General features: G+C 72.4%; 21 protein-coding genes and 5 pseudogenes. 9 read left to right on the forward strand and 17 right to left on the reverse strand.

Annotated elements, in window-relative coordinates:
• The first annotated feature begins 265 nt into the window (after positions 1 to 265).
• From UG55_RS12110 to UG55_RS12135, 6 genes are all read left to right on the forward strand, one after another.
• Positions 266 to 745: an OmpA family protein gene (locus UG55_RS12110; protein ID WP_242424220.1), complete on the forward strand. Its 480-nt coding sequence runs from the start codon at positions 266 to 268 to the stop codon at positions 743 to 745.
• Between the two features lie 5 nt (positions 746 to 750).
• Positions 751 to 1,590: a hypothetical protein gene (locus UG55_RS12115; protein WP_066067137.1), complete on the forward strand. Its 840-nt coding sequence runs from the start codon at positions 751 to 753 to the stop codon at positions 1,588 to 1,590.
• A gap of 172 nt (positions 1,591 to 1,762) precedes the next feature.
• Positions 1,763 to 2,248 (forward strand): hypothetical protein, encoded by a 486-nt coding sequence (locus UG55_RS12120; RefSeq protein ID WP_066067138.1) that lies wholly within the window; start codon positions 1,763 to 1,765, stop codon positions 2,246 to 2,248.
• A gap of 165 nt (positions 2,249 to 2,413) precedes the next feature.
• Positions 2,414 to 3,493: a hypothetical protein gene (locus UG55_RS12125; RefSeq protein WP_066067139.1), complete on the forward strand. Its 1,080-nt coding sequence runs from the start codon at positions 2,414 to 2,416 to the stop codon at positions 3,491 to 3,493.
• Between the two features lie 105 nt (positions 3,494 to 3,598).
• Positions 3,599 to 3,964, forward strand: a complete 366-nt coding sequence (locus UG55_RS12130; protein ID WP_199865113.1) for a DUF2203 domain-containing protein — start codon at positions 3,599 to 3,601, stop codon at positions 3,962 to 3,964.
• A gap of 96 nt (positions 3,965 to 4,060) precedes the next feature.
• Positions 4,061 to 4,753, forward strand: coding sequence for a hypothetical protein (locus UG55_RS12135; protein WP_066067143.1), 693 nt, complete (start codon positions 4,061 to 4,063; stop codon positions 4,751 to 4,753).
• Between the two features lie 86 nt (positions 4,754 to 4,839).
• Here the strand turns inward: UG55_RS12135 and UG55_RS35945 are convergent.
• From UG55_RS35945 to UG55_RS12175, 11 genes and pseudogenes are all read right to left on the reverse strand, one after another.
• A pseudogene (locus UG55_RS35945) lies at positions 4,840 to 5,441 on the reverse strand (AMP-binding protein); the annotation flags it as partial.
• Between the two features lies 1 nt (position 5,442).
• Positions 5,443 to 5,808: pseudogene (locus UG55_RS35950) on the reverse strand (AMP-binding protein); the annotation flags it as partial.
• A gap of 1 nt (position 5,809) precedes the next feature.
• Positions 5,810 to 6,729: pseudogene (locus UG55_RS35955) on the reverse strand (AMP-binding protein); the annotation flags it as partial.
• 63 nt (positions 6,730 to 6,792) lie between these two features.
• Positions 6,793 to 7,584 carry an SDR family oxidoreductase gene (locus UG55_RS12145; RefSeq protein WP_066067148.1) on the reverse strand — a complete coding sequence of 264 codons (792 nt, stop codon included), beginning with the start codon at positions 7,582 to 7,584 and terminating at the stop codon, positions 6,793 to 6,795.
• A gap of 183 nt (positions 7,585 to 7,767) precedes the next feature.
• The gene (locus UG55_RS12150; RefSeq protein WP_066067151.1) at positions 7,768 to 8,448 is read right to left on the reverse strand and encodes a triacylglycerol lipase; all 681 of its coding nucleotides are present in this window, start codon (positions 8,446 to 8,448) and stop codon (positions 7,768 to 7,770) included.
• An 88-nt stretch (positions 8,449 to 8,536) separates the two neighbouring features.
• A complete protein-coding gene (locus UG55_RS12155) occupies positions 8,537 to 9,301 on the reverse strand; it encodes an SDR family oxidoreductase (protein WP_066067153.1) in 765 nt (254 codons plus the stop codon).
• A 203-nt stretch (positions 9,302 to 9,504) separates the two neighbouring features.
• The coding region (locus tag UG55_RS12160) for a class I adenylate-forming enzyme family protein (RefSeq protein WP_242424222.1) at positions 9,505 to 10,620 on the reverse strand (1,116 nt) is incomplete at its 5' end.
• 1 nt (position 10,621) lies between these two features.
• Positions 10,622 to 11,208, reverse strand: a pseudogene (locus tag UG55_RS35960) (AMP-binding protein); the annotation flags it as partial.
• Positions 11,209 to 11,391: 183 nt separating this feature from the next.
• On the reverse strand, positions 11,392 to 12,567 hold the full coding sequence (locus tag UG55_RS12165; protein WP_066067157.1) for a branched-chain amino acid ABC transporter substrate-binding protein: 1,176 nt from the start codon (positions 12,565 to 12,567) through the stop codon (positions 11,392 to 11,394).
• 139 nt (positions 12,568 to 12,706) lie between these two features.
• Entirely contained in the window at positions 12,707 to 14,122 is a 1,416-nt protein-coding gene (locus UG55_RS12170; protein ID WP_066067159.1) for a CoA transferase, read from the reverse strand.
• A 244-nt stretch (positions 14,123 to 14,366) separates the two neighbouring features.
• A complete protein-coding gene (locus UG55_RS12175; protein ID WP_066067298.1) occupies positions 14,367 to 15,413 on the reverse strand; it encodes an asparaginase in 1,047 nt (348 codons plus the stop codon).
• 243 nt (positions 15,414 to 15,656) lie between these two features.
• Here UG55_RS12175 and UG55_RS27210 point away from each other — a divergent pair, with 243 nt between their 5' ends.
• On the forward strand, positions 15,657 to 15,887 hold the full coding sequence (locus tag UG55_RS27210; protein ID WP_083986703.1) for a zinc ribbon domain-containing protein: 231 nt from the start codon (positions 15,657 to 15,659) through the stop codon (positions 15,885 to 15,887).
• 9 nt (positions 15,888 to 15,896) lie between these two features.
• Here the strand turns inward: UG55_RS27210 and UG55_RS29465 are convergent, their stop codons facing one another.
• From UG55_RS29465 to UG55_RS12205, 6 genes and pseudogenes are all read right to left on the reverse strand, one after another.
• Positions 15,897 to 16,220, reverse strand: coding sequence for a hypothetical protein (locus UG55_RS29465; protein ID WP_199865114.1), 324 nt, complete (start codon positions 16,218 to 16,220; stop codon positions 15,897 to 15,899).
• A 48-nt stretch (positions 16,221 to 16,268) separates the two neighbouring features.
• Positions 16,269 to 16,598, reverse strand: coding sequence for a hypothetical protein (locus UG55_RS28470; protein ID WP_128422954.1), 330 nt, complete (start codon positions 16,596 to 16,598; stop codon positions 16,269 to 16,271).
• 498 nt (positions 16,599 to 17,096) lie between these two features.
• Entirely contained in the window at positions 17,097 to 17,522 is a 426-nt protein-coding gene (locus UG55_RS12190) for a DUF2795 domain-containing protein (RefSeq protein WP_066067168.1), read from the reverse strand.
• A gap of 365 nt (positions 17,523 to 17,887) precedes the next feature.
• Positions 17,888 to 18,238 (reverse strand): annotated as a pseudogene (locus tag UG55_RS35965) (hemerythrin domain-containing protein); the annotation flags it as partial.
• 156 nt (positions 18,239 to 18,394) lie between these two features.
• The gene (locus UG55_RS12200) at positions 18,395 to 19,123 is read right to left on the reverse strand and encodes a metallophosphoesterase (protein ID WP_066067172.1); all 729 of its coding nucleotides are present in this window, start codon (positions 19,121 to 19,123) and stop codon (positions 18,395 to 18,397) included.
• Positions 19,120 to 19,956 (reverse strand): phospholipid-binding protein, encoded by an 837-nt coding sequence (locus UG55_RS12205; protein ID WP_066067174.1) that lies wholly within the window; start codon positions 19,954 to 19,956, stop codon positions 19,120 to 19,122. Before UG55_RS12205 ends, UG55_RS12200 begins: the two co-directional genes overlap by 4 nt.
• Positions 19,957 to 20,858: 902 nt before the next feature.
• Here UG55_RS12205 and UG55_RS12210 point away from each other — a divergent pair.
• Both UG55_RS12210 and UG55_RS12215 read left to right on the forward strand, forming a co-directional pair.
• Entirely contained in the window at positions 20,859 to 21,377 is a 519-nt protein-coding gene (locus tag UG55_RS12210; protein ID WP_242424224.1) for a MarR family winged helix-turn-helix transcriptional regulator, read from the forward strand.
• 134 nt (positions 21,378 to 21,511) lie between these two features.
• Positions 21,512 to 22,789: a CapA family protein gene (locus UG55_RS12215; protein ID WP_242424225.1), complete on the forward strand. Its 1,278-nt coding sequence runs from the start codon at positions 21,512 to 21,514 to the stop codon at positions 22,787 to 22,789.
• Positions 22,790 to 22,872: the final 83 nt, after the last annotated feature.

Raw genomic sequence — 22,872 nt, forward strand, 5'->3', positions numbered from 1 at the left:
CCGCGCGGCGCGGCTGCACCGGATGCCCGGCGGCCAACCCCGTCATCCCGGGCATCACCGCACCCCTCTCGACGTCAACACGGAACGGCCATACCCCACTGTTGACACAACGCCCAAGCCTGGGTGAAGCAGCACAGTTCGGCGCGGTTATGGTTGGCGCCGCACTCGCTGTTGGGGGCCGACCGTGTATCACGCGTTTCGCACCACCGGAGGTGCCGGGTCCGCAGGGCGCCGGCGCTCCGGAACCGCTGTGTGCGCTTCGTTCGTGCTGTCCGCTTTTTTCGGGCTAACCGCAGCTTGCTCCAACGACGCGGCCGCGTCCACCTTCACCCCTGCCCCGCACGCCACCAGAGTGCCACCGACGGTGGTCGCGGATCCGCTTCCCCCGCTGGGCAGCTTCATCACCCAGGCCGACGGCAGCCGGGTCTCCACCGTCAGCGCGGACTACCTCTTCGACGCCGACAGCGAGGTCCTGCGCCCCGAAGCGGCCGCGGCGCTGGCCGGCATCGTGCCCCAGATCCGCGAACACGACGGGCGCGTCCAGATCGTCGGGTACAGCGACGGCCTGGGCTCCACGGAGCACAACCTGGAACTGTCCCGGCAGCGTGCCACCTCCGTCCAGACGTACCTCGCGGGCGAGGACATCCCCGCGTCCCTGCTCGAGGTCGTCGCCCGGGGCGAGGAGGGCGCCGCTGACGAGGTCGCGGACGCCAGCCGGCGCCGGGTCGAGATCGTGCTGAGGTGACCGGGATGACCCGTCCGCGCTCCGAGGACACCGGGCCGGCCTCGGCGTCACGGCTCGCCGGCCTGCTGGCGGCGGCGCTGCTGGCGGCACCGGCGCTGGCGGGCTGCGACGCGATGGACTCGATGCTCGGCCGCGAAGCCGCCGGCCCGGTCGACTGCGCCCGTTACCAGGACGACGCCCCCAAAGGGGACGACACCGCCCCCCTGCTGATGCTGTACCTCGATATCTCGGACAATTCCGCGGAGAACGCGGGCCGGGTGGCCGAGGGCCTACGGCCCTACCTCGACGCCGCGCTGCGGGAGGGCCAGTACATCCGGCTGGTCGCCAGCGGCGGCGGAGACGCGGCCCTGACCTATTCCGACTGCTTCGACGGCGGATCTCTTTTCAAAATCGACCGCAACAACGACACCCGCGAGGAGAAGGACCGCACCGCGGCGGTCGAAGCCCTGACCGAAGAGATCGACCACGTGGTCCAGAGCGAACACGTCAGCCCCACCGGCAGCGTCACCAAGCTGCTCTCCGGGGTGAACGACGAGATCGCCACGCTGCGGGCCGCGCCGGGAGTGCGGATGGGCTCGGCGACCGTCGTGGTCTGGAGCGACCTCCTCGGCTCCGGCGAGACGTCCGACTGCCTCAACGTCGACGGGAAGAAGGCCTCCGTCCAGATCGCGGAGGCGATGGTGCGCCGCTGCTTCTCCCCCGAGACGCAGCAACTGCGCCCCATCGCGGACAGCAAGGTCCGGTTCCTCGGCGTGAACGTCGGTGCCGCCACCAAGCCCCAGCAGGACATCGCCCGCTACCTCAAGGGCGAACTGTGCCGCCGGATCAGCAGTGACTGCGGCTGACGTCGCTCCCATGCCCCGGTTGCCCGGGGCCCACCCCACCGGGCCGGCCGCCGCCGGGCCGGCCACCGCCGGACCAGGCACCACCGGCCGAGCCACCGCCGCGGGCACCGCCGGACCAGCCACCACGGGCCCAGCCGCCACCGGCACCGCCACCACCGCAAGGAGGCGACCGATGGGCGCCCTTTTCGAACCTGAGGACCAGCATTTCAGCCCGGCTCTGATGCGGTCGACGGTGGTCATCCTGACCTGCCTCGTCCTGCTCGCGGTGCTGGAGGTCTGGGTCTGGCTCACGCTGTCGTCACCGTTCGCCCGGGTCTCCGTGACCGGATCGATGATCGTGACCGCGGTCAGCTTCTTCATCGCCGGCAACACCTTCCGGCTGCGGGACATCCGCCGCCGGGTCGGCAACCGGGCCCGCGCCGGCCGGATCGCGCCGATCGACGCCCTCTCCAGCCTGCCGCCCCGGGAGACGATCGCGCGCCGTTTCATGCTCGGCGCGATCGGTGCCGTCGTCGGTGTCGGCACCCTCGTTCTCACCATGGTCTTCGCCGGTGACGAGACGGAGGGCGCCCGGGAGGCCATGGTCGCCTCGGTACTCGGCATCGTCTGCGCCATGCTCTGCTTCGTGGGGGGAACCTTTGCCCGCCCGATTGACTGAAACCCGCTCCGCCCGCTGACCTTCCAGCTCCCACTCCACTCCGTCGATCTCAGCATTCAGCATTCCGTTCCGCTTTCTGGCTGCTGCGGCTGACCGGACCTGGGAAGGCCGTCCACCAGACCACCGAGGCCGTCCGCACGAAGACACGGAAAGAGAGACCAGCACGTGCTGCGCAGGGGAAATCGGCCGGGACGTCTGGCCAAGCAGCTCATCCGCCAGGTAGGGGACGCCGATATCGCGCTGGCGGGCGCCGAGACCCGGCCGAAGGTCCTCAAGAGCCTGGAGGAGGCCGAGGTCCAGGAAGTCCGGGCTGCCGTCCGCGCCGACGCGCGGACCCTGGAGGAGCTGATAGCCGGACTCCGGATGGAGATCGACTCTCGGGCGGAACGCCGGGAGCGCAGAACGGAGCTCGTCAAGAACAAGGTGGAGCAGGGGCGGCTCTGGCGCAGTGTCGGCATCCAGGAACGCATCCCGCAGATGCACTTCGCGCCGCCGGTCCGGCTGCTCGTCCTGACGGTGCTCGGCTCCCTCGACTTCTTCGTGTTCGCCGAGGCCTACGGCGTGCTCACCGACGCCGCGGACTACGGCGTCAGCTGGTTCCTCGGCGGCATCCTGGGTATCGCGGTCTTCATCGCCGGAATGGTGCTCGCCCATGCGATCAAAGGCGCTATTCTCGCCCGGGCGCAGCTACAGCTGCTCAAGGCGGCGGACGCCGGCACGGTGAAGGTCGACGCGGAGATCCGCGAACAGCTCGTCACCTCGCGGTCGTCGGCGCTGGCGCTGTCGCTGACCTCGGTCATCTTCCTGCTGCTGTCGATCGCGGGCATCCTGGTCCGGATCCAGGGCGCGGCCAGCGACGGCGGGGACGGCCCCGCGATCCTCTTCACCGCCCTGATCCCGCTGGTGGCCGTGGTAGTCGAGCTGTACCTGCACGATCCGACCGAGCGGGACGAGCCGATGCCGAACGTCGTCGACCGCCGGCTGGAGCGGCGGCTCGCGAAGGCCGAGCGGCGGCTGCGGATCGTCGCCGCCCAGGTGGAGGCCAAGGTCGCGAAGATCGAGAAACTGTACCGGGTGGAAGAGGCGATCCTCGACGTCGAGCAGCGGGACATGGGCATGCGGCACACCACCGATCTCGTCCTCGGCGGTGGCCATCAGATCCCCACCGTGGCCACGAACGGCCGCTCCACCGACGCGGACCGGGACCACCTGGAGAAGACGCTGAAAATGGCCCGCCGGGCCTGAGCCGTCACCTCCGCGGGTACCACCCGGCGTGTTCCACGAACGTGCGTGCCGTTCGGTGCCACCAGCCGCGGTCCGCGCGGGCCGCGGCATGATGGACTGGGCTGTGTGGACCAGATCTTCTCCGTGGACGAGGCCCGTGCTCTCATGCCCGAGATCCACGAGCGTGCCGCCGAGTTCGTCGCGCGCCGGGCAGATCTCACCGAACTGAGCGCCGCCCTCGCGGACGGCGCGTCGTCGCCCAGGGGCGGCCTCGCAGAGATGAAGGCTCTGCAGGCCTGGCTGTCCGAGGCACTGGCCTGGTTTCCCGCCCATGGCATCCAGGTCAAGGGCGCGGCCCCGCTGCTGATTGACTTTCCCTCCGTTCTGGATGGCGAAAGCGTTCTGCTCTGCTGGATCGAGGGCGAGCCCGACCTCGCCTGGTACCACCGGGCCGACCTCGGTTTCGCCGCGCGGCGCCGCCTCCCCGGCTGACCCCGCGCCACGCTTCCGTCGGTGCCGGCCGCAGATCCAGCCGGCGCCGAACACGCCGGCGGGGTCGACGACCGGCGCGCGGGCCCGCAGGAAACAATGGCTGGTGTGCTCACCCAGGACGACGTCGACGAGATCGTTTTCAGTGCCGCGGGAAACGGCGGCCATCGGCAGGCCGCGGCCCGCTTCGAGGATCTCGCGGCGCGGCCCGAGCTCCATGGCGAGGTAAGCGCCACGGTCCTGCTCGTCCATGCCGGCGACCAGCACGGCCTCGCCGGCAGCTGGGATGACGCCGTGCGTTGTTACCGGGCGGCGACCGCGCTGGCGACGAGCGGCGACGAGGCGGAGATCGACCCGCGGGTCTGGCTGCACGATGCCCTCATGCGCCGGAACAGGGCGCGGGCCGAGGCTCGGGAGCAGGCCGTCGGCCTGCCCGCGTCGCGCCGGGCCGGCGAGACGGACCACGCGACCGAGGCCGAGAGCGAGAGCGAGACCGAGACCGAGATCACGGCCCTGCGCGCCGAGATCAAGGCGAGCCGGTCCGCGAATCCGGACGTCTACGCGGCGGTGGCGGAGACCCTGGCGGACCACGGCCGCCTCCAGGAGGCGCACACCTGGTTCACCATGGGCTTCCAGCGATGCGAGGGCGCCGACATCCCGGACTACATGCTGCACCTGCTGCTCGTCGGGCGCCGGGCGGTCCGCCGAGACCTCGGCTACCCCCCGGATGAGCTCGACCGGGTGGCCGACGCCTACGTCGACCACCTGGAACCCGCGGACGAGCACGCGTAACGGACGCGGCCGGGGCCAGGCGGTCGCCCCCGCGGCCGGGCCCGGCGCTCACCAGGCCGATCGGGTCGGGCCAGGATCAGGTCAGGTCAGGTCAGGTCATCGGGCGCCAGCACGGGCCGGATGGCGTCGAGGACCGCGGCGTCCTCGATGGTGGACGGAACGGCTGGCGAGCGGCCGTCGGCCAGCTCCCGCATGGTCCGGCGCAGGATCTTGCCAGACCTGGTCTTGGGCAGCGCGGCCACCACGTCGACCCGCCGCAGCGAGGCCACCGGTCCGATCTCGGCCCGGACCAGCGCCACCAACTCGTCTTCCAGTGCCTCGGGCGTGATCCGCACCCCGCTCTTCACGACGACCAGGCCACGTGGCACCTGGCCTTTGAAGGCGTCCGCCACGCCGACGACAGCGCACTCCGCCACCGCCGGATGGCTGGCGAGAACCGCCTCCATCGAACCGGCGGAGAGCCGATGGCCGGCGACGTTGATGACGTCGTCGGTGCGCCCGAGAACGAAGACGTAGCCGTCCTCGTCCACGAAGCCGCCGTCGCCGGTCAGGTAGTACCCGCTGAACGCCGAAAGGTAGGAGGCGCGGTAGCGGTCGTCGTCCTCCCAGAGCGTCGGCAGGGCGCCGGGAGGCAGCGGAAGCCGCACACAGATCGCGCCCTCGGTGTTGCGCGGCACCTCCGCACCGGNCGCGCCCAGCACCCGCACGTCGTACCCGGGCATGGGAACCGAGGGGCTGCCGGCCTTGAGCGGCATCTCCTCCAGGCCGAACGGGGAGGAGCAGATGGGCCATCCCGTCTCCGTCTGCCACCAGTTGTCGATCACGGGGAGGCCGAGCGCCCCGGTCGCCCACTCGAAGGTCGCCGGGTCGAGGCGCTCACCGGCCAGGAACAGCGCGCGCAGGCTGGAAAGGTCGTACTGGCCGACCAGGGTGGCCGCCGGGTCCTCCTTCTTGATCGCCCGGATGGCGGTCGGCGCGGTGAACAGGACGTTCACCCGGTGGTCGGCGACCACCCGCCAGAAGGCACCCGCATCCGGCGTACCCACCGGCTTGCCNTCGTAGAGGACGGTCGTCGCCCCGACGAGCAGCGGCGCGTAGACCGTGTACGAGTGGCCGACCGCCCAGCCGATGTCGGAGGCGGCCCACATCACGTCCCCCGGCCCGATGCCGTACACGTTGCGCATCGACCAGGCCAGGGCGACGGCGTGGCCGCCGTTGTCCCGCACGATCCCCTTCGGGCGCCCGGTCGTCCCGGATGTGTAGAGGATGTACAGCGGGTCCGTCGCCGCCACGGGCACCGGGCCGTGTGGCTCGGCCGCCGCGACGAGCGCCGCCCAGTCGTGGTCCCGCCCGGGGGCAAGCTCGCAGCGCCACTGCGCACGCTGGACGATGACGCAGGCGGCCGGCTGGTGGCCGGCGAGCTCGACGGCCTCGTCCAGCATCGGCTTGTACGGCACCAGGCGGGTCGGCTCGATGCCGCAGGAGGCGCTGACGACCACCCTGGGCCGGGCGTCGTCGATGCGCGCGGCGAGCTCGGGAGCGGCGAACCCGCCGAAGACGACCGAGTGCACCGCCCCGAGTCGCGCGCAGGCCAGCATCGCCACGACCGCCTCGGGGATCATGGGCAGGTAGATGATGACCCGGTCGCCGGGGCCGACCCCGAGCGACGCGAGCGCGCCGGCCGCCCTGGCCACCTCCTCGGTGAGCTGGGCGAAGGTGTAGCGACGCGCGGTCCGGGTCACCGGGGAGTCGTAGACCAGCGCGAGGTCGTCGCCGCGGCCGGCGTCGACATGCCTGTCCAGGGCGTTCGCGCAGGTGTTGAGCTCCGCGTCAGGGAACCAGCGGTAGCGGGGCGGGGTGTCGCCGTCGAGGATCCGGCCGGGCGGCCGGGTCCAGGTGACGGCCCGCGCGGCCGCGGCCCAGAAGCCCTCCGGGTCGGTCCGCCACTCGTCGTACGCCCGCCGGTATGCGCCCATGGAGGCCATCCTCCCGCTGGGCGGGCTCCAGTCCAGGGCACTGGCGCCTGTCCGGGCCGAAGGTCACCCGCGCCCGCTCGGGCCGAGCACCCTGGAGGTGACCGCCGCGACGAACCCACGCCGGAGCAGGCGGGACGCGTTCGACGTCAGGTAGTTGAGCCGACCGTCGATCACATAGGGCTGACCGCGGTCCAGCGCGCGGAAGGCACTGGTGACGACCTCGTCGGTGGTGCGCAGTCGGCCGCCCGCGCTCATCCGGGAGCCGAGGGCCTCGAAGAAGTTCGTGTCGGTCGGCCCCGGGCACAGGGCGAGCACCTGGAGGCCGCGTGACCGGTACTCGGCCCACAGCGCGATCGAGAAGGACAGCACGAAGGCCTTGGAGGCACCGTAGACGGCCATGTAGGGCACGGCCTGAAACCCCGAGGTCGACGCAACGTTGATCACGGTTCCGCGGCCGCGCTCGACCATCGCGGGCACGAAGCGGTGGGTGAGCCGCTCGACCGCGACGACGTTGACCATGACCTCGTGGTGGTCTCGTTCCGCGGCGAGCTCCTCGTAACGGCCGCGGGTGCCGAAGCCGGCGGAGTTCACCAGCACGTCGATCTCCCGGCCGGTGGCCAGGGTCCGCTCGGCCAGCTCGTCCGGACCGGCCTCGCCGGCCAGATCCACCGGGATCATCCGTACGTCCACGCCGTGCAGGACCCGCAGCCGGCTCGCGACCGGCCGCAGCCGCTCCTCGGACGGTGCGCTGAGGACGAGATCCGCGCCGCGCGCGGCGAGCGCCTCGGCCAGTGCGGCGCCGATGCCGGAGGAGGCCCCCGTCACCAGCGCGGTCCGACCCCGGAAATCGGTCATCTCCGCCAAGCTCCTCATGTGAACCGCGGCGCCAGGTAGCACGTCGACGACTGAACGCCATGAAACGGCGAGGGCAGGGCAGACCTGTGCGCTTCAGGCAGACCCCAAGGTACCGGACGGAGTGCGGAGTTCCGGGTGCCCCCACCCGGAGTCACCACTCCAGTGCGACCGGATCGCCGCCGGTCAGGCTATGAACGCCCGCACCGAAGCGGCGACCTCGTCGTCGTCATGCAGCTCGGAATGACCGAGGCAACTGGTGGGCGTGTTCGTCGCCCCCGCGAGCGCGACGGTGGAATCAGGATTGACGATGTCGTCACACGGCGACCACCAGGTGCCGTAGCTGACCGCCCCGGGCGTCTCGTCACCGGCGTTGAGCGCGGTCAGGAAGGAGGAGCCGGGGCTCATCTCCGCACAGGCCGGATAGAGCCAGCCGCACAGCACGGCGGTGTCGGTCCCGTGGTTCGGCCCACCCAGCGAAACCCAGTCGTCGACGGCATGCGTCCCGCCCAGCGACTTCAGGAAGTAGCGGGTGGACAGTGCGCCCATGGAATGGGTGACCAGGTCGACCTTGGCCGCCCCGGTCGCGGACCGAACCGCGTCGATCCTGGCGGCCAGTTCGTTCGCCGTGGTCACGTTCGACTGGGTCGAGTCATAGGTGAAGATCACCAGATCCGCGGCGGGATAGCCGTGCGCCTGGAAGTCGGCCACCAGGTCCGTCCAGGTGGACGTCGAACCGTTGAAGCCGTGGACGAAGACAACCGGGTCGCGGGTCGCCGCGGACGCGGTGGTGCCGGTACCCAGCAGGGCGGCGCCGGTGACGGCGAGGGCAGCGAGGGCAGCGAGGAATCTGGCCGCTCTGAGCACGGGGACTCCTGTCTGGCGGATCGGGGTCAGGGATTTCACGCGCCCGGTTCGGGGCGGGCATCAGCGAGGACAGGACGCCCCGCCGGCCTCAGGACACCTTTCGGGCCGGCCGCATCACGATGTCGGTGACCTCGGCCCGGCGCGGCAGTTCCAGGACGGAGAGCACCATCGCCGCGACGTCCTCGGGCTGCATGAGCCCTTCGGGGTCCCAGTCGCGGCCTTCCAGCTCGAAGACTCTCTTCTGCATCGCGGTCGCCGTCCGGCCGGGGAGGATCGTGCAGACCCGCGGCCCTTTCGACCCCAGCTCCGCGCGCAGGCTGTCCGCGATCGCCCGCAGCGCATGCTTGGTCGCGGCGTACTGGCCGACCTCCGGGCTGGCGGCGAGCCCCTGGGTGGAGTTCACGAAGATGATGTCGCCGGCCGTACGGGTGAGATCCGGCAGGAGCAGCTGCGTCAGTGCATACGGAGCCCGCAGGTTGACCGCGTACTGATCGTCGAGGTCGGACAGGCTGGCGAGGCTCATCGGGCCGCTGTGGTAGACGCCGGCGGAGTGGACCAGGATCGAGATGTCCCCCAGCTGGTTCCGCGCCGTCTCGACCAGCCGCTCGCGGCCCGCGGCCGCGGTGATCTCGGCCGGGTGGACGCGCACTGCCAGCCCGCGGTGAGCCGCGGCGCCCGCCAGCCGGGACAACGCCGCGCGGTCCCGCCCCGTCGCCAGGACGGCGGCGCCGGCAGCCGCCAGCTCGAGCGCGACCGCGTAACCGATGCCGCTGGAGGCACCGGTCACCACCGCAACCCGGCCCGCCAGGCGACCACTGGGCGGAGTATCACCGTTGATCGGCGGCGGCACCATGCGCGACAAAAACCTCTGCGTCAGTGAAAGCTTCGACAGAGGCAACCCTATGACGAAACCCGCCGAGCCGACCCGACCGCCGGCCGTGGCACACCGAACTGAGGGACATCGGTGCCGGTCGAGCGCCCGGCCGGTACCCGCGACCGCCGGCACGCGGTCGTCGGCGCGGCCGTCGGGTAGCGGTCACCGGCTGACCGAACGGCTCACTTCTGCCGAGCTTCGGCCGAACCGGCCGAACCGGCCACGTCAGCCGGGCCTGATCCGTCCGGGGCCTCCACCGGGTCGGCCAGGAGTGACCGCAGCGCCCTCCGGTCGACCTTGAGCATGCTGGTCAGCGGTATCGCGGCGAGCGGACGGATCTCACGGGGGTACCGCGCCGGGCCGAGCCGCTCCCGGCCGAACCGGAGCAGGTCCTCGGCCGTCGAGGCCGCCCCCGGCCGCAGGCACACAAAGGCGACGATCTCCTCTCCCAGCCGACGGTCCGGCCGCCCGACGACCGCGCAGTCGTCCACATCGGGATGCTCACGCATCGCGTCCTCGACGTCGCGCGGAAAGACGTTGAACCCCCCGCGGATGATCAGGTCCTTGCCGCGACCAGCGATCCGCAGGAAGCCGTCCGCATCGAGATGACCGAGGTCCCCGGTGTGCAGCCAGCCGTCGCGGAGGGCCAGCGCCGACGCCTCCGGATCACGCCAGTAGCCCACCATGACCGCGGGACCACGCAGACAGATCTCGCCAACACGCTGACCGCCCGTCCCGGTGCCGGTGCCGGCGCTGCCGGTGCTGCCGGTGCCAGCACCTTCCTCGTCGTCGGCGCCGAGGGGGCGGATCCGGATCTCCATGCCGGGCGCCGGCACCCCCACCGTCCCTGGTCTGGTGCGGCCCGGGGGCACTGTCGTCACGATCGCGGCGGCCTCCGTGCAGCCGTAGCCCTCCACGAGCCCGACACCCGGCAGGCGCCGCGACCATTCGGCGACCACCTCCGGCGACAGCGGGGCACTACCGGAGATCACCCGGCGCAGCTTCGACAGGTCGTAACGGTCGAGATCCTGATCGAGGATCATCCTGACCATCGCCGGGACGACCGCTACCTGCGGTACACCGTGCTCGACCAGCAGCTCCAGGAACCGCCGCGGTTCGAACCAGCGCATCAGGACGGTCAGCACCGGGGCCTCGGCATAGGTGTCGAGGACACTGACGATCATTCCGTAGGAGTGGGACACCGGGAGTGCCAGCACCGTCGGACTGCCCTCACCGAGCAGGGAGTCGCGTGCCGCCCACGCGGCCGCGGCGACGTTGTCGTGCGAGAGAACGACGCCNCGGGCCCGGCCGGTCGTCCCCCCGGTGTAGAGCAGGGCCGCCATCTCGGACGGGGCGACGTCCACCAGGCCCGCCTCGGTGCCCTCCTCCAGCTCGGCGAAGGAGAGAACCGTCGTCCGCGACCTGGGCCGAGCGGCCGGCGGTTCCGGTTCGTCTCCCACCAGCACGACCGCGCGCAGCGCCGGCAGGCCGTCCGCGGCCGCCAGCACCTTGTCCAGGAAGTCCGGCGTGGTCACCACGAAGGACGAGACACTGTCGGCGAGGACGTGGCGCAGGTCGGTCTCACTCAGCAGGAACAGGATCGGCGTCACCGCCGCGCCGGCCCGCCAGACAGCCTGATAGGTGATTCCGACCTCGGGGCAGTTCGCCATGCAGACGGCGACCCGCTCGCCGGGACGCAGACCGGCCCCGCGCAGCCCGCCGGCCAGCCGCGACGCGTGCTCCGCGAGCCGGGCGGACGTCCAGTGCCGCCCCTCGAAGAGCAGGACGCCGGTTCCCCCGGTGCGTTCCAGCGACAGTTCGGCCAACCGACCGAGACTCGCCCGCCGGCGGGTGGGCTGGGCGGGCACGGGCTGGGTTGCACGCATCGGAGGCCTGCCTTCCTGCGGGGTCGGCCGCGCGGGCAACCCGACACGGTCCGGTACCGGACGTCGCTGCGCCGGGGCATCGTCTCCCGGCCCCGGCCGCGCTACCAGCACACGGATTACCCGGCCGGCAACGGCTTTCGAGCCGTGCCCGGCGCGGCGGCCTCCCCGACGGACCGGGCGCGATCAGGATGCGAGCAGGTCCGAGATCTTCCCCAGGCTCACGATCTCGCCGTCCTCGACCCTGTACAGGTAGACGGTCGGACGCCGCAGTTCGCCGGTGGCCTCGAAGGAGATCTCCCGGGTGAGGCCCTTCCAGCTGACGTCGGCGAAGGCGCGGGCGACCGTCTGCCGGTCGGGGTCGTCGCCGACGGTCCGCAGCACGTCGACCAGAGCCCTGGTGGCGTCGTAGGCCTCACCCGAGTAGGTCCCGGGCTGGGCCCCGTCATTGGTGGCCCGGTAGGAGGCGACGAAGTCCTCCGCGCCGGCGTTGTCCGCAACCTCGGCGCAGGCGCAGGAGAAGTAGGTGCCCTCGGCGACCTCCGCGCCCGCCCGGGTGATGTAACGGGTGTCCCGGGCGCCGTCACCCGCCATGACGGTTCCGGTGAAGCCCTTGTTCCGCAGCGCAGCGGCGAGCCGGGCGAACTCGGAGTAGTAGCCGGCGTAGTAGACGACGTCCGGCGCCTCGGCGATGATCTTGTTGGCCTGGGCGGTGTAGTTCCGGGCCGGGTCGACCCCCTCGTGGAGGACCTCGACCCCGTCGGAGTTCAGTTCCGCCTCCAGCGCCGTGGACAGGCCGATGCCGTATTCGCCGCGGTCGTCGATCGAGTAGACCTTGTTCGCCTCCAGGACCGTCGAGATGTAGTCCGCGACCGCCCTGCCCTGCACCGAGTCCGGCGCGATGGCCCGGAAGAAGGTGGTGAAGCCCAGGTCCGTCAGGGCCGGGCCGGTGGCGGACGGACTGATCGAGAGCAGGCCGGCCTCGCTGTAGAACGGCTCGCCGGCCCGCGCGGTGTTCGTACGCAGCGGCCCGATCACCGCCACCACATCCGAGTCGTCGCGCAGTTTGCGGGCGGCGGCCGGTGCGCGGTCGGCGGAGCCGGCGTCGTCGGCCTCCACGAGCTTCAACCGGAACGGCAGGCTGGCATCCGCGTTGACCTCGCTGACCGCCGTCCGCACCCCGTAGAGCGCGTTGAGGCCGAGCTTGCGGTCGTCGCCGGACAGCATGCCGTGGAAGCCTATGGTGATGGTCCGCCGGCCGTCACCGGGTGCCGGCTCGCGGCCGAGGCCGCAGGCCGACACACCGGCCGCCGCCAGCACGGTGGCGAGGACGAGTACGCCGATGGCCGGTCGCCTGATCATTTATTCCGTCCCCTCCGGCGGGCGCCGCCCCCGATGTCGCTGGACCCAGTCCTACGCGACGCCGAGCCACCGCAAGCCACCGGCCGGCCCGTTCGGGCCGGCCGGGCCGGCCGGGCCGCCGGGTGGATGAGCGGGAACGCTACTCGCGCGGCTCCCATCCGGGCGGGCTGGTTCCCAGCGACGCGGGAGCCATGGTCCACGCCGGCGCGCGACCGTCGACGGTTCCCGGCGGCGCCACGTAGGAGAGCTCACCGAACTCGCTGCGCAACCGGCGGAGGAACTCCAGCGCGTCGTCCCGGGTGGGGTCCGGGGAGGCGAGCGTGTCGTGGTGGCCCATCTCCTGCAGCCACCGCCCGGTCTGCGCCAGCGACGTCCGGACGTGCCAGCTCCCGCCCTCCACCGCGCGCCGGGCGAGGGCGGCCAGGACGCCGTAGGCCGCGAGGTACCCGGTGGCGTGGTCGAGCGCCTCGGCCGGCAGCGGCCGCGGGCTGTCCTCCCCGCCGGCCCGGCCGGCCGCGAGCGCCACCCCCGACGCGGTCTGGACCAGGCTGTCGAAGCCTCGCAGGCCACTCCAGGGACCACTGCGGCCATAGGTGCTGATCGTCGCGACGACGACCCCGGGAGACAGCCGCGCCAGCGCGTCCGGGCCGAACCCCAGCCGGTCGAGCGCGCGCGGGCGGTAGGCCTGGATCACCACGTCAGCCGTCGAGACGAGTTCCCGCAGCCGCCGCGCGTCCGCGGCGACCCGCAGGTTGAGGAAGGTGTTGCGCTTGCCGAACCCGGTGTCGACGAGCAGCGAGCGGACCTCGGGCAGATGCGCGGCGCTCACCCGCAGGACCTCCGCGCCGTAGCCGGCCAGTGTCCGGCCGCAGACCGGGCCGGCGACGACCCGTGTCATGTCCAGCACCCGGATGCCCTCGGCGGGCAGGTCGGCCGGCGCGAGGGCGACCGGGTCCGCGTCACCGATCCGGTCGATCTCGAGGGTTGGCAGCTCGGCCACCGCCCTGGCCTGGCGGTGCGAGCGCCACTCGTCCTCGTCGCGCGCCATCGTGGCGCACATGCCCATCGCCTGGAGCTCCAGCTCCAGCGACTCGGCCTCGAAGCGCCCGATCGCCCGTTCGACCTCGGACCGGTCGCTCGGCACGTCGAGCAGTTCCAGAATCCCGGCCCGGTGGTGCGGGAAGTGGCAGTGCAGCTGGATCCACCGGTTGTCGGCGGTGCGGTAGTAGCCCGAGATCGGGTCCCAGGGGCCGGGCAGGCCTCGACCGTCGACCCGAAGGTACCGCTCACTGCGGAAGGCGGCGCTGGCGTGCCGGGTGTCGACCTCGACCGCCGGCTGGTCGTCGGGGGTGGCGCCGGCGGGGGCGGCGTTCCTGGTGGCGAGTAACCGCCCGGCGCCCACCGCCGCGGCGGCCACGCTGGCTGTCGCGAGGGTCGTCACGCGGTAGAGGCTCGGCAGGACGTCCGCGGGCCCGGTGATGGTCAGGTGGTCGGCGGCCCGCGGATCGCCGACAATCGTCGCGACCTGTGCGGCGATCAACGCGTTGTCGGCCATCTCCCCATCCCGCCAGAACTGATCAACAACGCCGCTCGGCCCGTGACCGAACGTACCGTTCGACTTGATCCTTCCTCCAGACCATGTCCCAGAGTGAGGCTTATGTGACGGACAGCATTACACACCTCGGCTGCCACACGCACGCAACACCTTTCACGGGCACGTCGCGACGCCCGTCATCGACACGCACGAAACCCTTCACGGGCAGTCCGCGGACGCTCTCGCCCCGCTTCCGATCAGTTGCTCAACCGGCCGCGTCGAGGACGACACGCAGCGCGCCGACCTCCACACCCCCGCCGAGCACGGGAGGAGAAGCCAGCTCCGCCAGCCGGGCCAGATCGGCACCGGCGTCGGCGTGGAACGCACCGGCGTGCCACAGCACGGCGATCAGGACGGGCATCGCCGCCCGCTGGGAACCGTCCTCGATCTTCACCGCGGCCGCGAATCCCGCGGACGTGGCCGCGACCGTCACGCCTTCGGCGCCGTCCTTCGCGATGATCGACGGGACGGCGAGCATCAGCTCGGTGTCCGCTCGCCCGAGCCCGCCGACGCGGGCCGGGAAGGCCCGCATGGCCGCCGCGACCCGCTGTCGAGGGGACGCCGGGCCCGTGCCGGCGACGGCGATCGCCCGCATCCCGCGCGCCAGACCCAGCAGTGGAATCCCGAACAGCGGCGCGCCGCACCCGTCGACCGCCGTGGCCGCCACCGGGCCACCGACAAGTTCCTCGACCACCGCCCGGATCCGTCGCTGCAGTGGATGGGCCGGGTCCAGGTAGCCCTCGGTCGGCCATCCCGACCCGGCACAGCAGGCAAGCATGCCGGCGTGCTTTCCGGAGCAGTTCATCAGCAGCCGTTCGGGACCGCCGCCCGCCGCCAGGTGCCGCTGCTGGGCGAGGCGGCCGAGCGGGAGATCCGGCGGGCAGGCCAGGTCGTCCGGGGCACGCCCCGCGGCCGCCAGCACAGCGCGCACGGCGGCCACCTGCTCGGGCTCGCCGCTGTGTGACGAGGCCACGATCGCGAGCAGTTCGGCGGGGATACCCGGCGCCTCGCCGGGCGCTCCTGAGCCGGGGGCGCGCAGCCCCGCGAAAGCCCGGTCGAGCCCCGCTGTGAGCATGCCGACAGCCTGCATCGGCTTCACCGTCGAGCGCGGGGAGATCACCGCGCTCGGGTCCCCCACGGACAGCATCACCGCGCCGGCGGGATCGAGCACCACGGCGGTCCCGCGGACGCGGCTTTCGACCAGCACGTCCACGCCCAGGTCAGCCACGCCCAGGTCAGCCGCGCTCAGCATCGCTGATGGCAGCAGCTCGGCGCTCGTCGCGGAGCCGCCCGGCGCGGGCCGCGGGCCACGGGCCGCCGTCGGCGCGCGGCCCCGCAGAACCACCGCGACGACAGGCGGCGCGGGGTCACGTCCAGTGATGTTCATCAGGTGGCGTTCATGCCGCGGTGCGACTCACGATCAGGCCCCCCGGGTAACCCCTCCGGCTGGGCGACACGCCGGCGCGACTGCCCGCTGCCGGCCTATCCTTGGCATGTGCCCGCCTACGAGTACCGATGCCGTGTGTGCCACGTCTCCTTCGAGGTGCGTCGCGGTATCAGCAGTGACACGTCCGCTCCGACGCCGTGTCCCGCAGGCCACCAGGAGACCTCGCGGATCTTCTCCGCGGTGGCGGTGAGCCGCGGCGCGGCCGCACCCGCGATGGCGGCGGCGCCAGCCGGTGGGGGCGGGGGCGGCGCCTGCTGCGGTGGAGGTTGCTGCGGCTGATCCGGCGCGTCAGCCGCGCCGGGCGCCGGCCCGCGGCGCGTCGCGAGTCGACTCCGGCCCCCCGGAGGCCCGCCCCGCGGACGACTGCCGCGCGGGGGTCTGGCCCGCGGGGGTCTGCCCCGCGGGGCGCCTGGCTCGCGACGCCCGGTTGCGGGTGCCGACGTCCACCTGCCGTTCACGCTGCCCGCCGGCCGCGGCCGCCCGCTCCGCGATAAGCCGCCGCGTGATGATCCGCATGGTCTCGACGCGTTCCCGCTCGTCGAGCCCACCGGCCAGAGTCACCAGCAGGTCCGACGACCCCGGCCCGCACACACCACCCAAGCTCCCAGCCATGGCAGTCCTCTACCCTGCTTCCGGCTCGGCCACGCGCGGCCGCCGCCCTCAGGTCCCGGGCTGCTCGACCGGCCCGGGCTCGGCTGTCTCGTCCGGGGCCTTCCTGCGCATCCGTCCCGCGGTCGGCCGCCGCCGCACGCCCTTCGCCGCCTCCTGCCGGGCGACGGTGAGTGCGTGCCGCAGGCCCTGACGGAGCTGGTCGACCGGCACCTCCCAGTCGACTCCGGGCCGGCCGAGCACCAGGCCGGTCGCGGCGATCAGCGTCCAGAAGCCGAGGACAGCTCCCACCGCGAACAGGTCGAGGGCTCCCACCAGCGCCGAGAGCAGCAGCAGAACCGCGGCCCCGACCAGCGCGAACGCGACGGGATGAACCGCCACCCAGCGGGAGAGGGAGACGCTTCGCCGCCCGCGGGCCGCGGGCCGACCGGAAACCGGCCGCCGGGCCGCCTGCCCGGGCCGACCCGGCCGACCGGGCCGACCGGGCCGACCGGGCTGACCCTGGCCAGTCCGACTCTGCTGGTCTGACCGCCGCCGGGCCTTCCCCGGCGGCGGATCCTCGGCGGGCTTGGCGGGTCTGGGGCGTACCGCGACCGGACCGGGAACCTCCTGGCCCCCCGCAGCCGGCCGACGCCGCTCACGTGCTTTCCGTTCCAGGACAGGACCATCCATGCCAGGCTTCTGCCCAGCGTCAGCGCCTCGTATCGGCCCGGACACCAGACTCATCCACTTCACCCACGTCGTTTCTCACCCGGGACCACGGGTTTGACCCGTCGGTGCGGGGCCCGGCCGGGCCGGAGCCAATCAGTTCAGTGACGCCCATCAGTTCAGTGACGCCGGTCAGTTCAGTGACGCCGGTCAGTCAGTGACGCCGGTCAGTCAGTGACGCCGCGCCTCGACGTGCGCGCCCGGCCGCAGCGCCCGCCAGAGCTGGCCCAGGGAGGTGAACTGGACCCCTTCGGGCGCGCCGCGGACCTCGTCCACCACCCGGTCGGGGGCGTGCTGGTGGCGCAGGTGGTCGACCACCTCGTTCCGTTCCGCGGGGAACACGGCCCGGCCCAGCCAGCGCGCCAGTTCGGACCGTTCTTCGACGTCGGCCGGGGTCATCCCGGCCGGGGCGCCGCCGAGGACTCCCACTCCGTCCGGCCGAGCGGCGACGGCGGGGCTGTCCTCGCTCGGTGGCTCCGGCGACCTCCATTCGTCCACACGGGTGTCCCGACGTGCCCGGACGAGGCCTCCGACCTCGTGAGCCAACATCTCGTCACGCGCAGGTCCGTGTTTGGCACTGCCGCGATCCATCACCATGAGACGTCCTCATTCCGTCGGTCTGTCCGGTGGCGCCCCTCGCGCCGCGAGGGGCGCCACCGGCGTATCTGGGACCTACCCGCACCAGGCGGTCGGGCTCACCTGGGCGCCGGGTATTCGTCGCGAGGCTGGCCCGTTCGGGCGCCCCGGGAGACCCGCCACTAGCGCTGCCGGCGCCCGGAAAGCAGGTCACGGGCCCGGTCCGCCATCCCCGTACCCACCCCCACGAGCACGTTCAGCGGCGGCCGGTCCGGGGCTGCGGGGTGCGGGCGCGTCGGCGAGACGACCTTGGCGCCCTCCACCAGTTCGGCCAGCCGGCGCCGGTCGGCGGGTGGCATGAGCTGCCGCAGCCGCGGGAACCACCNCTTCTCCTCCTCCCGGACATGGCCGCGCACCACGCGCATCAGTTCCCGGGCCAGCGGGTCGAACCCGGCGTCCATCGGCTTCAGCCGATCGAGCCGGCTCATGATCCGCTCGGCCTCGGCGTGTTCGGCGAGCTCGCGGTCGACGATGGCGTGACCGTCCGGGAGCACGAGCCGGGCCCGCGGGTAGACGTACATCTCCTCGGCTTCCGCATGCCGCACGAGCTCGATGATGATGTTGGTGACGAGGCGCCTGCGCTCGATCGCGGAAGGCGTTCGCTCGTAGTCGCGAAACCACTTCTCGATCCGCGCGTGGTCGGCGGTCAGCACGTCGACGACGTCTGTCTCACGCATGTCAGGCCTTTCCGTCGGTGGGGCGGCCGGACCCTCGCCGCCCTCGCGCGGCGTGGCTTTCCCCGGCGGGAGCACGGGAACCCTCCGCCGCCCCCGCGGCACGCCGCTGGCCGGCGCCTGCCAGCGCCCGGCCCGCTCAACCGCGGGCCCGTTCCGTCACGGAACGCCTTGTTCGCCGCCGACCTCGTACACCGCGAAGGCCCGTCCGATCACCGGCCGGGCGACGTTGCGGACGGGCACTCCGCCGGCCGTGCGGCCCTTCTCCGTGCCGGCGTGCGCATGCCCGTGCAGCGCGAGGTCCGCCCGGCCCCCGTCGACCGCCTCTGCCAGGTGGTACGTACCGAGGAAGGGAAAGATCTCCGGGTGTTCGCCGGCGAGGGTGTCCGGCACCGGTGAGTAGTGCGTCAGCGCGACCCGCACATCGCAGTCGAGTTCGTCGAGCGCGGTGCGCAGACCCGCGCTGGCCTCCCTGGTGTGGCGGACGAACGCCTTCATCAGCGGCTCGCCGAAGTCACTGCCGCTGGCGCCCGCGAAACCGCCACCGAACCCCTTCGCCCCGGCCACTCCCAGGCAGGTCGAACCGACCCGGATCACCGTTCCGCTGCCCTCCAGGGTGCGCACCCCCGCCTCGCTCAGTACCGAGACGACCTCGTCGGCCTGGTCGCCGTGATGGTCGTGGTTGCCGAGCACGGCGATGACCGGCACCTCCGCCCCGGCGAGTTCGCCGGCCACCACCTCGGCCTCCGCGAGGCTGCCGTGCTGGGTGAGGTCACCGGCGAGCAGCAGCACGTCAGCCAGGTCACCGATGCCGGCCAGGCACGGCGCGAAGGTCCCGGGCGAGTCCGTTCCCAGATGGATGTCGCCGACGGCGGCCAGCCTGATCACGACACGCTCTCCACTGTGGGTGGCGACTCCTGGTGCGACACCGTGACGTCGTTGCGGATCGGGCGGTCCGGAACGATCTCCGCCAGCACCCGGTCCAGGATGTACCGACGTGCCTCGGTCGCGACCTCGCCCCGTACCGTCACGCCCTCGGGCCCCACCGCCACCTCAAGCCCGAGCTCCGCGACCCGCGGGTCTTCGGCGAGGCGTTCATGCAGGTCCCCGGCGAGGTACTCGGCCGGTTCGGTGACATCCAGCCCGCCGAGCGGCGCGGGCACACCGACCGGCGGCGGGATGAGCTGTAGTCGGGTCGCGACGAGCAGCGCGGCCTCGGCGAACGGCGACTCCGCGGTGGCCCGCCGGACCTGGCTCCAGTCGACCTGTTCCCGCATGGCGCGGATCATCGGCAGGACCCGGCCGAGGTCGCAGTACCGCTCCTCCAGCGCCAGCAGCGTCATCTCGAACCAGTCGGTGGCGTCGAGGACGGGCATGCGGACCGAGTCGACGGACATGTCCCGCGAGCGGGCCAGCATCTGGTCGGTCACCGCCCGGCCGACCGGATGGTGGATGAGGTCGACGAGCACGTCGCCGTCGTAGACCTTGGTCAGCCAGTCCTCCGGCGGGTCGACCGGGCGCAGCCCGGCCGCGCGAAGGACCTCCACGGCACGGGGGACGTCCGACTCGCGGAGCATGAAGTCGACGTCGTGCACCGGCTCCGGTCCGCCCCGGGCCCAGCAGGCGTAGCTGCCTCCGAGCGCGAAGGGGATCTCGGCCTCCTTCAGGGTCACCGCGACACGTTTGAGGCTTTCCCGCAGCCCGCGTGGTGCGTCATCCATGACGACCGGGGTACCCGCACGATCGTCGATGACTCCCCGAACGCCACATCCGTGTCGGGCGGCCCCGGATCGGGCCGGGGCGGCCACATCGCCAATTCGCCACAGATGCTCGGGTGCACCTCGGTGACACAGGCAACCCTATGGTCGGGTTCACGACACGTAAGCACACGGTCTTCCGCCGGATGCATCCGCACGAGCATGGCACTGATTCAGGCCGGCTGGTGCTTCCCCGGGCACCGGAGGTAAGCCGTCCGGGCCCTGCGTGGCAAGGGCGTCACGCGCGCGGAGACGAAGAAGCCCGGCTTGTTGTTCCCACCCGGGCCGAGCGTGACGTACGCATCCCGGCCTTGGCGGACTCTATGCGTGATCCGGCCCAGGGAAGCCGATATTTCCTGACATAGGTCTGGCTGACATATCTGGTAGCAAGGTTGCCGCACCCCGGGCCGACCGAGCTTCGCCGGACCCGAAGCCGCTGGTCCTGCGGCACGTCAACGGCCCGCACGGGCTACGCCGAACATGACTCGGGCACACCGTTGAGCCGACGGAATCGACTCGGCCGGCACAGCCCCGCCCAGGGCGATGACATGTCGCCCGCCCCCCACCGGGGCCGGATGGATGCCAGCCGAGATCGGCGGCGGGGCGCCTGTCGACGCGAACCGGATATCTTTCCGTTCGGGCGACACTGTTTTGAACATGCCGGATGAGTTACCCGTTCCGTGGGGTCATCTCTGTGCGATTCCTCCGGCTTGCCGGCNACGGGCGTACGGATGCGGGATGATGACCAACGCGAAGCCCTGCCGTCGGGCGCACGAACGTCCCCGCCCAACAGCCCGGAATGGAACGAAGCCCTGACCCCGCCCACGCGAACCGCGCTTGTGACCATAGAGACCCGTGAGGACGCCGTGAACCAGCGATACCCGGGACCGAGACGGCCGGCCGAGGAGACCGACCCCGGCCGCGCGCGGCCCGTAGCAGACCTGTCTACACACCCCGGACAGCTTGCCCGCCGTCTGCAGCAGGTCACATATCAGCTCTGGACCGCAGTCGTCTCCACCGAGACGACCCCACCGCAGTTCGTCGTTCTCAACAGCCTGCTCGCCGACCCCGACATCGACCAGCGCACGCTGGGCGAGCGGGCGTCGCTCGACCGTTCCACCGTGGCCGACGTCGTCGCCCGCCTGGTGCAGCGGGGGCTGATCCGCCGCGTTCGCGACCCCCGTGACGGGCGCCGCAACGTCCTGCGTCTGACGCAGCGTGGCGAGGCGACCCACAGCCACGTCGCGAGCCGGGTCGAGCGGATGAACGACCTGCTGCTCTCCCCGCTGAACGCCGACGAGCGCACGGCCCTGCGCTCCATGCTGACACGGATCATCGAGTCCGTGCCCGCGATCTCCGCGGCGGAGGGAACCGCCGCGGTCTGAAGACCGGCATCGGCCTCACCACTGGAGGAGACGACCGTCCAGCGAAGATCGAACTACTTTGAGTAGTGAGGCCGACACCCATCGCCTAGGTTGGAGGGGCCCACCCCTCCGAACCGGCCCAGGCGATGGGGACGATGCCGCGCACACGCTTCTGGCACCGCCCGCGCCGCGAACGTTCCCAGCCGACCGAGCGGCGCGGGTTGCCAGCGGCGGCCGGCCGACCTGATCCGCCAGCCGGGCGGCTTCTCCTCGCCGCGGCCGTCGTCCTGGCCGCCGCCGCCCTCGCACTCGGGCCCTTCTCGGACGTCCTGCGCCGCCAGGTGCTGACCGTCGACGCTGGTCAGCGCACCACCCGTCCGCCGGTCGCGGCCGCCCCGGAACAGCCGGCGGGCGGCGCGGCGGCGAGCGGCGGCCAACTCCCGCCAGCGACGGGCCGGCCGTCGGCGAGCTGGGAAGCCACCGAACTGACCATCAGCGTCAGCGGCGAGCTCGTGCTGCCCCCGGCCGCGGCACAGTCGGCGCTGACACCGCTGACCAGCCTGCTCTCCTCCGCCGACCTGGCCATCTGCCAGGGTCCGGCGCCCACCGGGCAGCCCGGCCCCGTCGCCGAGGCCCTCCGCCGGGTTGGCTTCGACGCGTGCGCCACCGCCACCACAGCCACTGTGACCACTGCCGCCACCGGCCGCGCCGACCGGCGGGACGACCCCGCGCAACGCGACCAGGCGGAACGTGACCAGGCGGAACGCCGCCTGCTCGACGCGCTCGACGCGGCGACGATCAGCCACAGTGGAACGGCACGGGACGACGCCGAGGCCGACACCCTCACGCTGCTGCCGGTGCGCGGCGCGCAGGTCGCGCTGCTTTCGTACGCCGAGGACCGGGGCGCCGAGGACGGGAACGCCCAGGACGGGGGCGCCGGCATGCTGCCCGCGCACATCCTCAGTGACGCCGGCCGGGCCCGCGAGGCCGGCGCCGATCTCGTTCTCGTGCTGGTCGACTGGGCGACCAGCCCCGCCGAACGGCGGCGTTCCCTTGCCGGGGAGCTGCTCGCCTCGCCGCTGGTCGACCTGGTCATCGGCACCGGCCCGGTGCGGGCGATCGAGCGCGTCAACAGCAAGTACGTCGCCTACGGGACGGGCGCCCTCGCGCCCGCCGGCCCCGACCGGGACGGCCTGCTGCTGCACGCGCAGGCCCGGCGCACCGCGCTCGGCTGGCTGATCTCCGGTGTCACCTACAGCCCGACCTGGAGCAGCGACGACGGCGTCATCCTGCCGGTCGCCGACACCCTCGACGCCCCCGGAACGCCCCCGTCGCTGCGGTCCGAGCTGACCGCCTCCTGGCTACGGACCGTCGCCGCCGTCGCCGCGGCTGGGCCGGTCGACGGGGTACGCCCCGAGCGCGCACCCCGCTGAGCCGGGCCATCCGGACGCAAGCTGTCGAATCTGCGACTCACTACCGCTAGCGTCTGCAGCAAACATCCACCTGACCCGCTGAC

Origin of the sequence: Frankia sp. EI5c, assembly GCF_001636565.1 — a bacterium.
GTDB lineage: Bacteria > Actinomycetota > Actinomycetes > Frankiales > Frankiaceae > Parafrankia.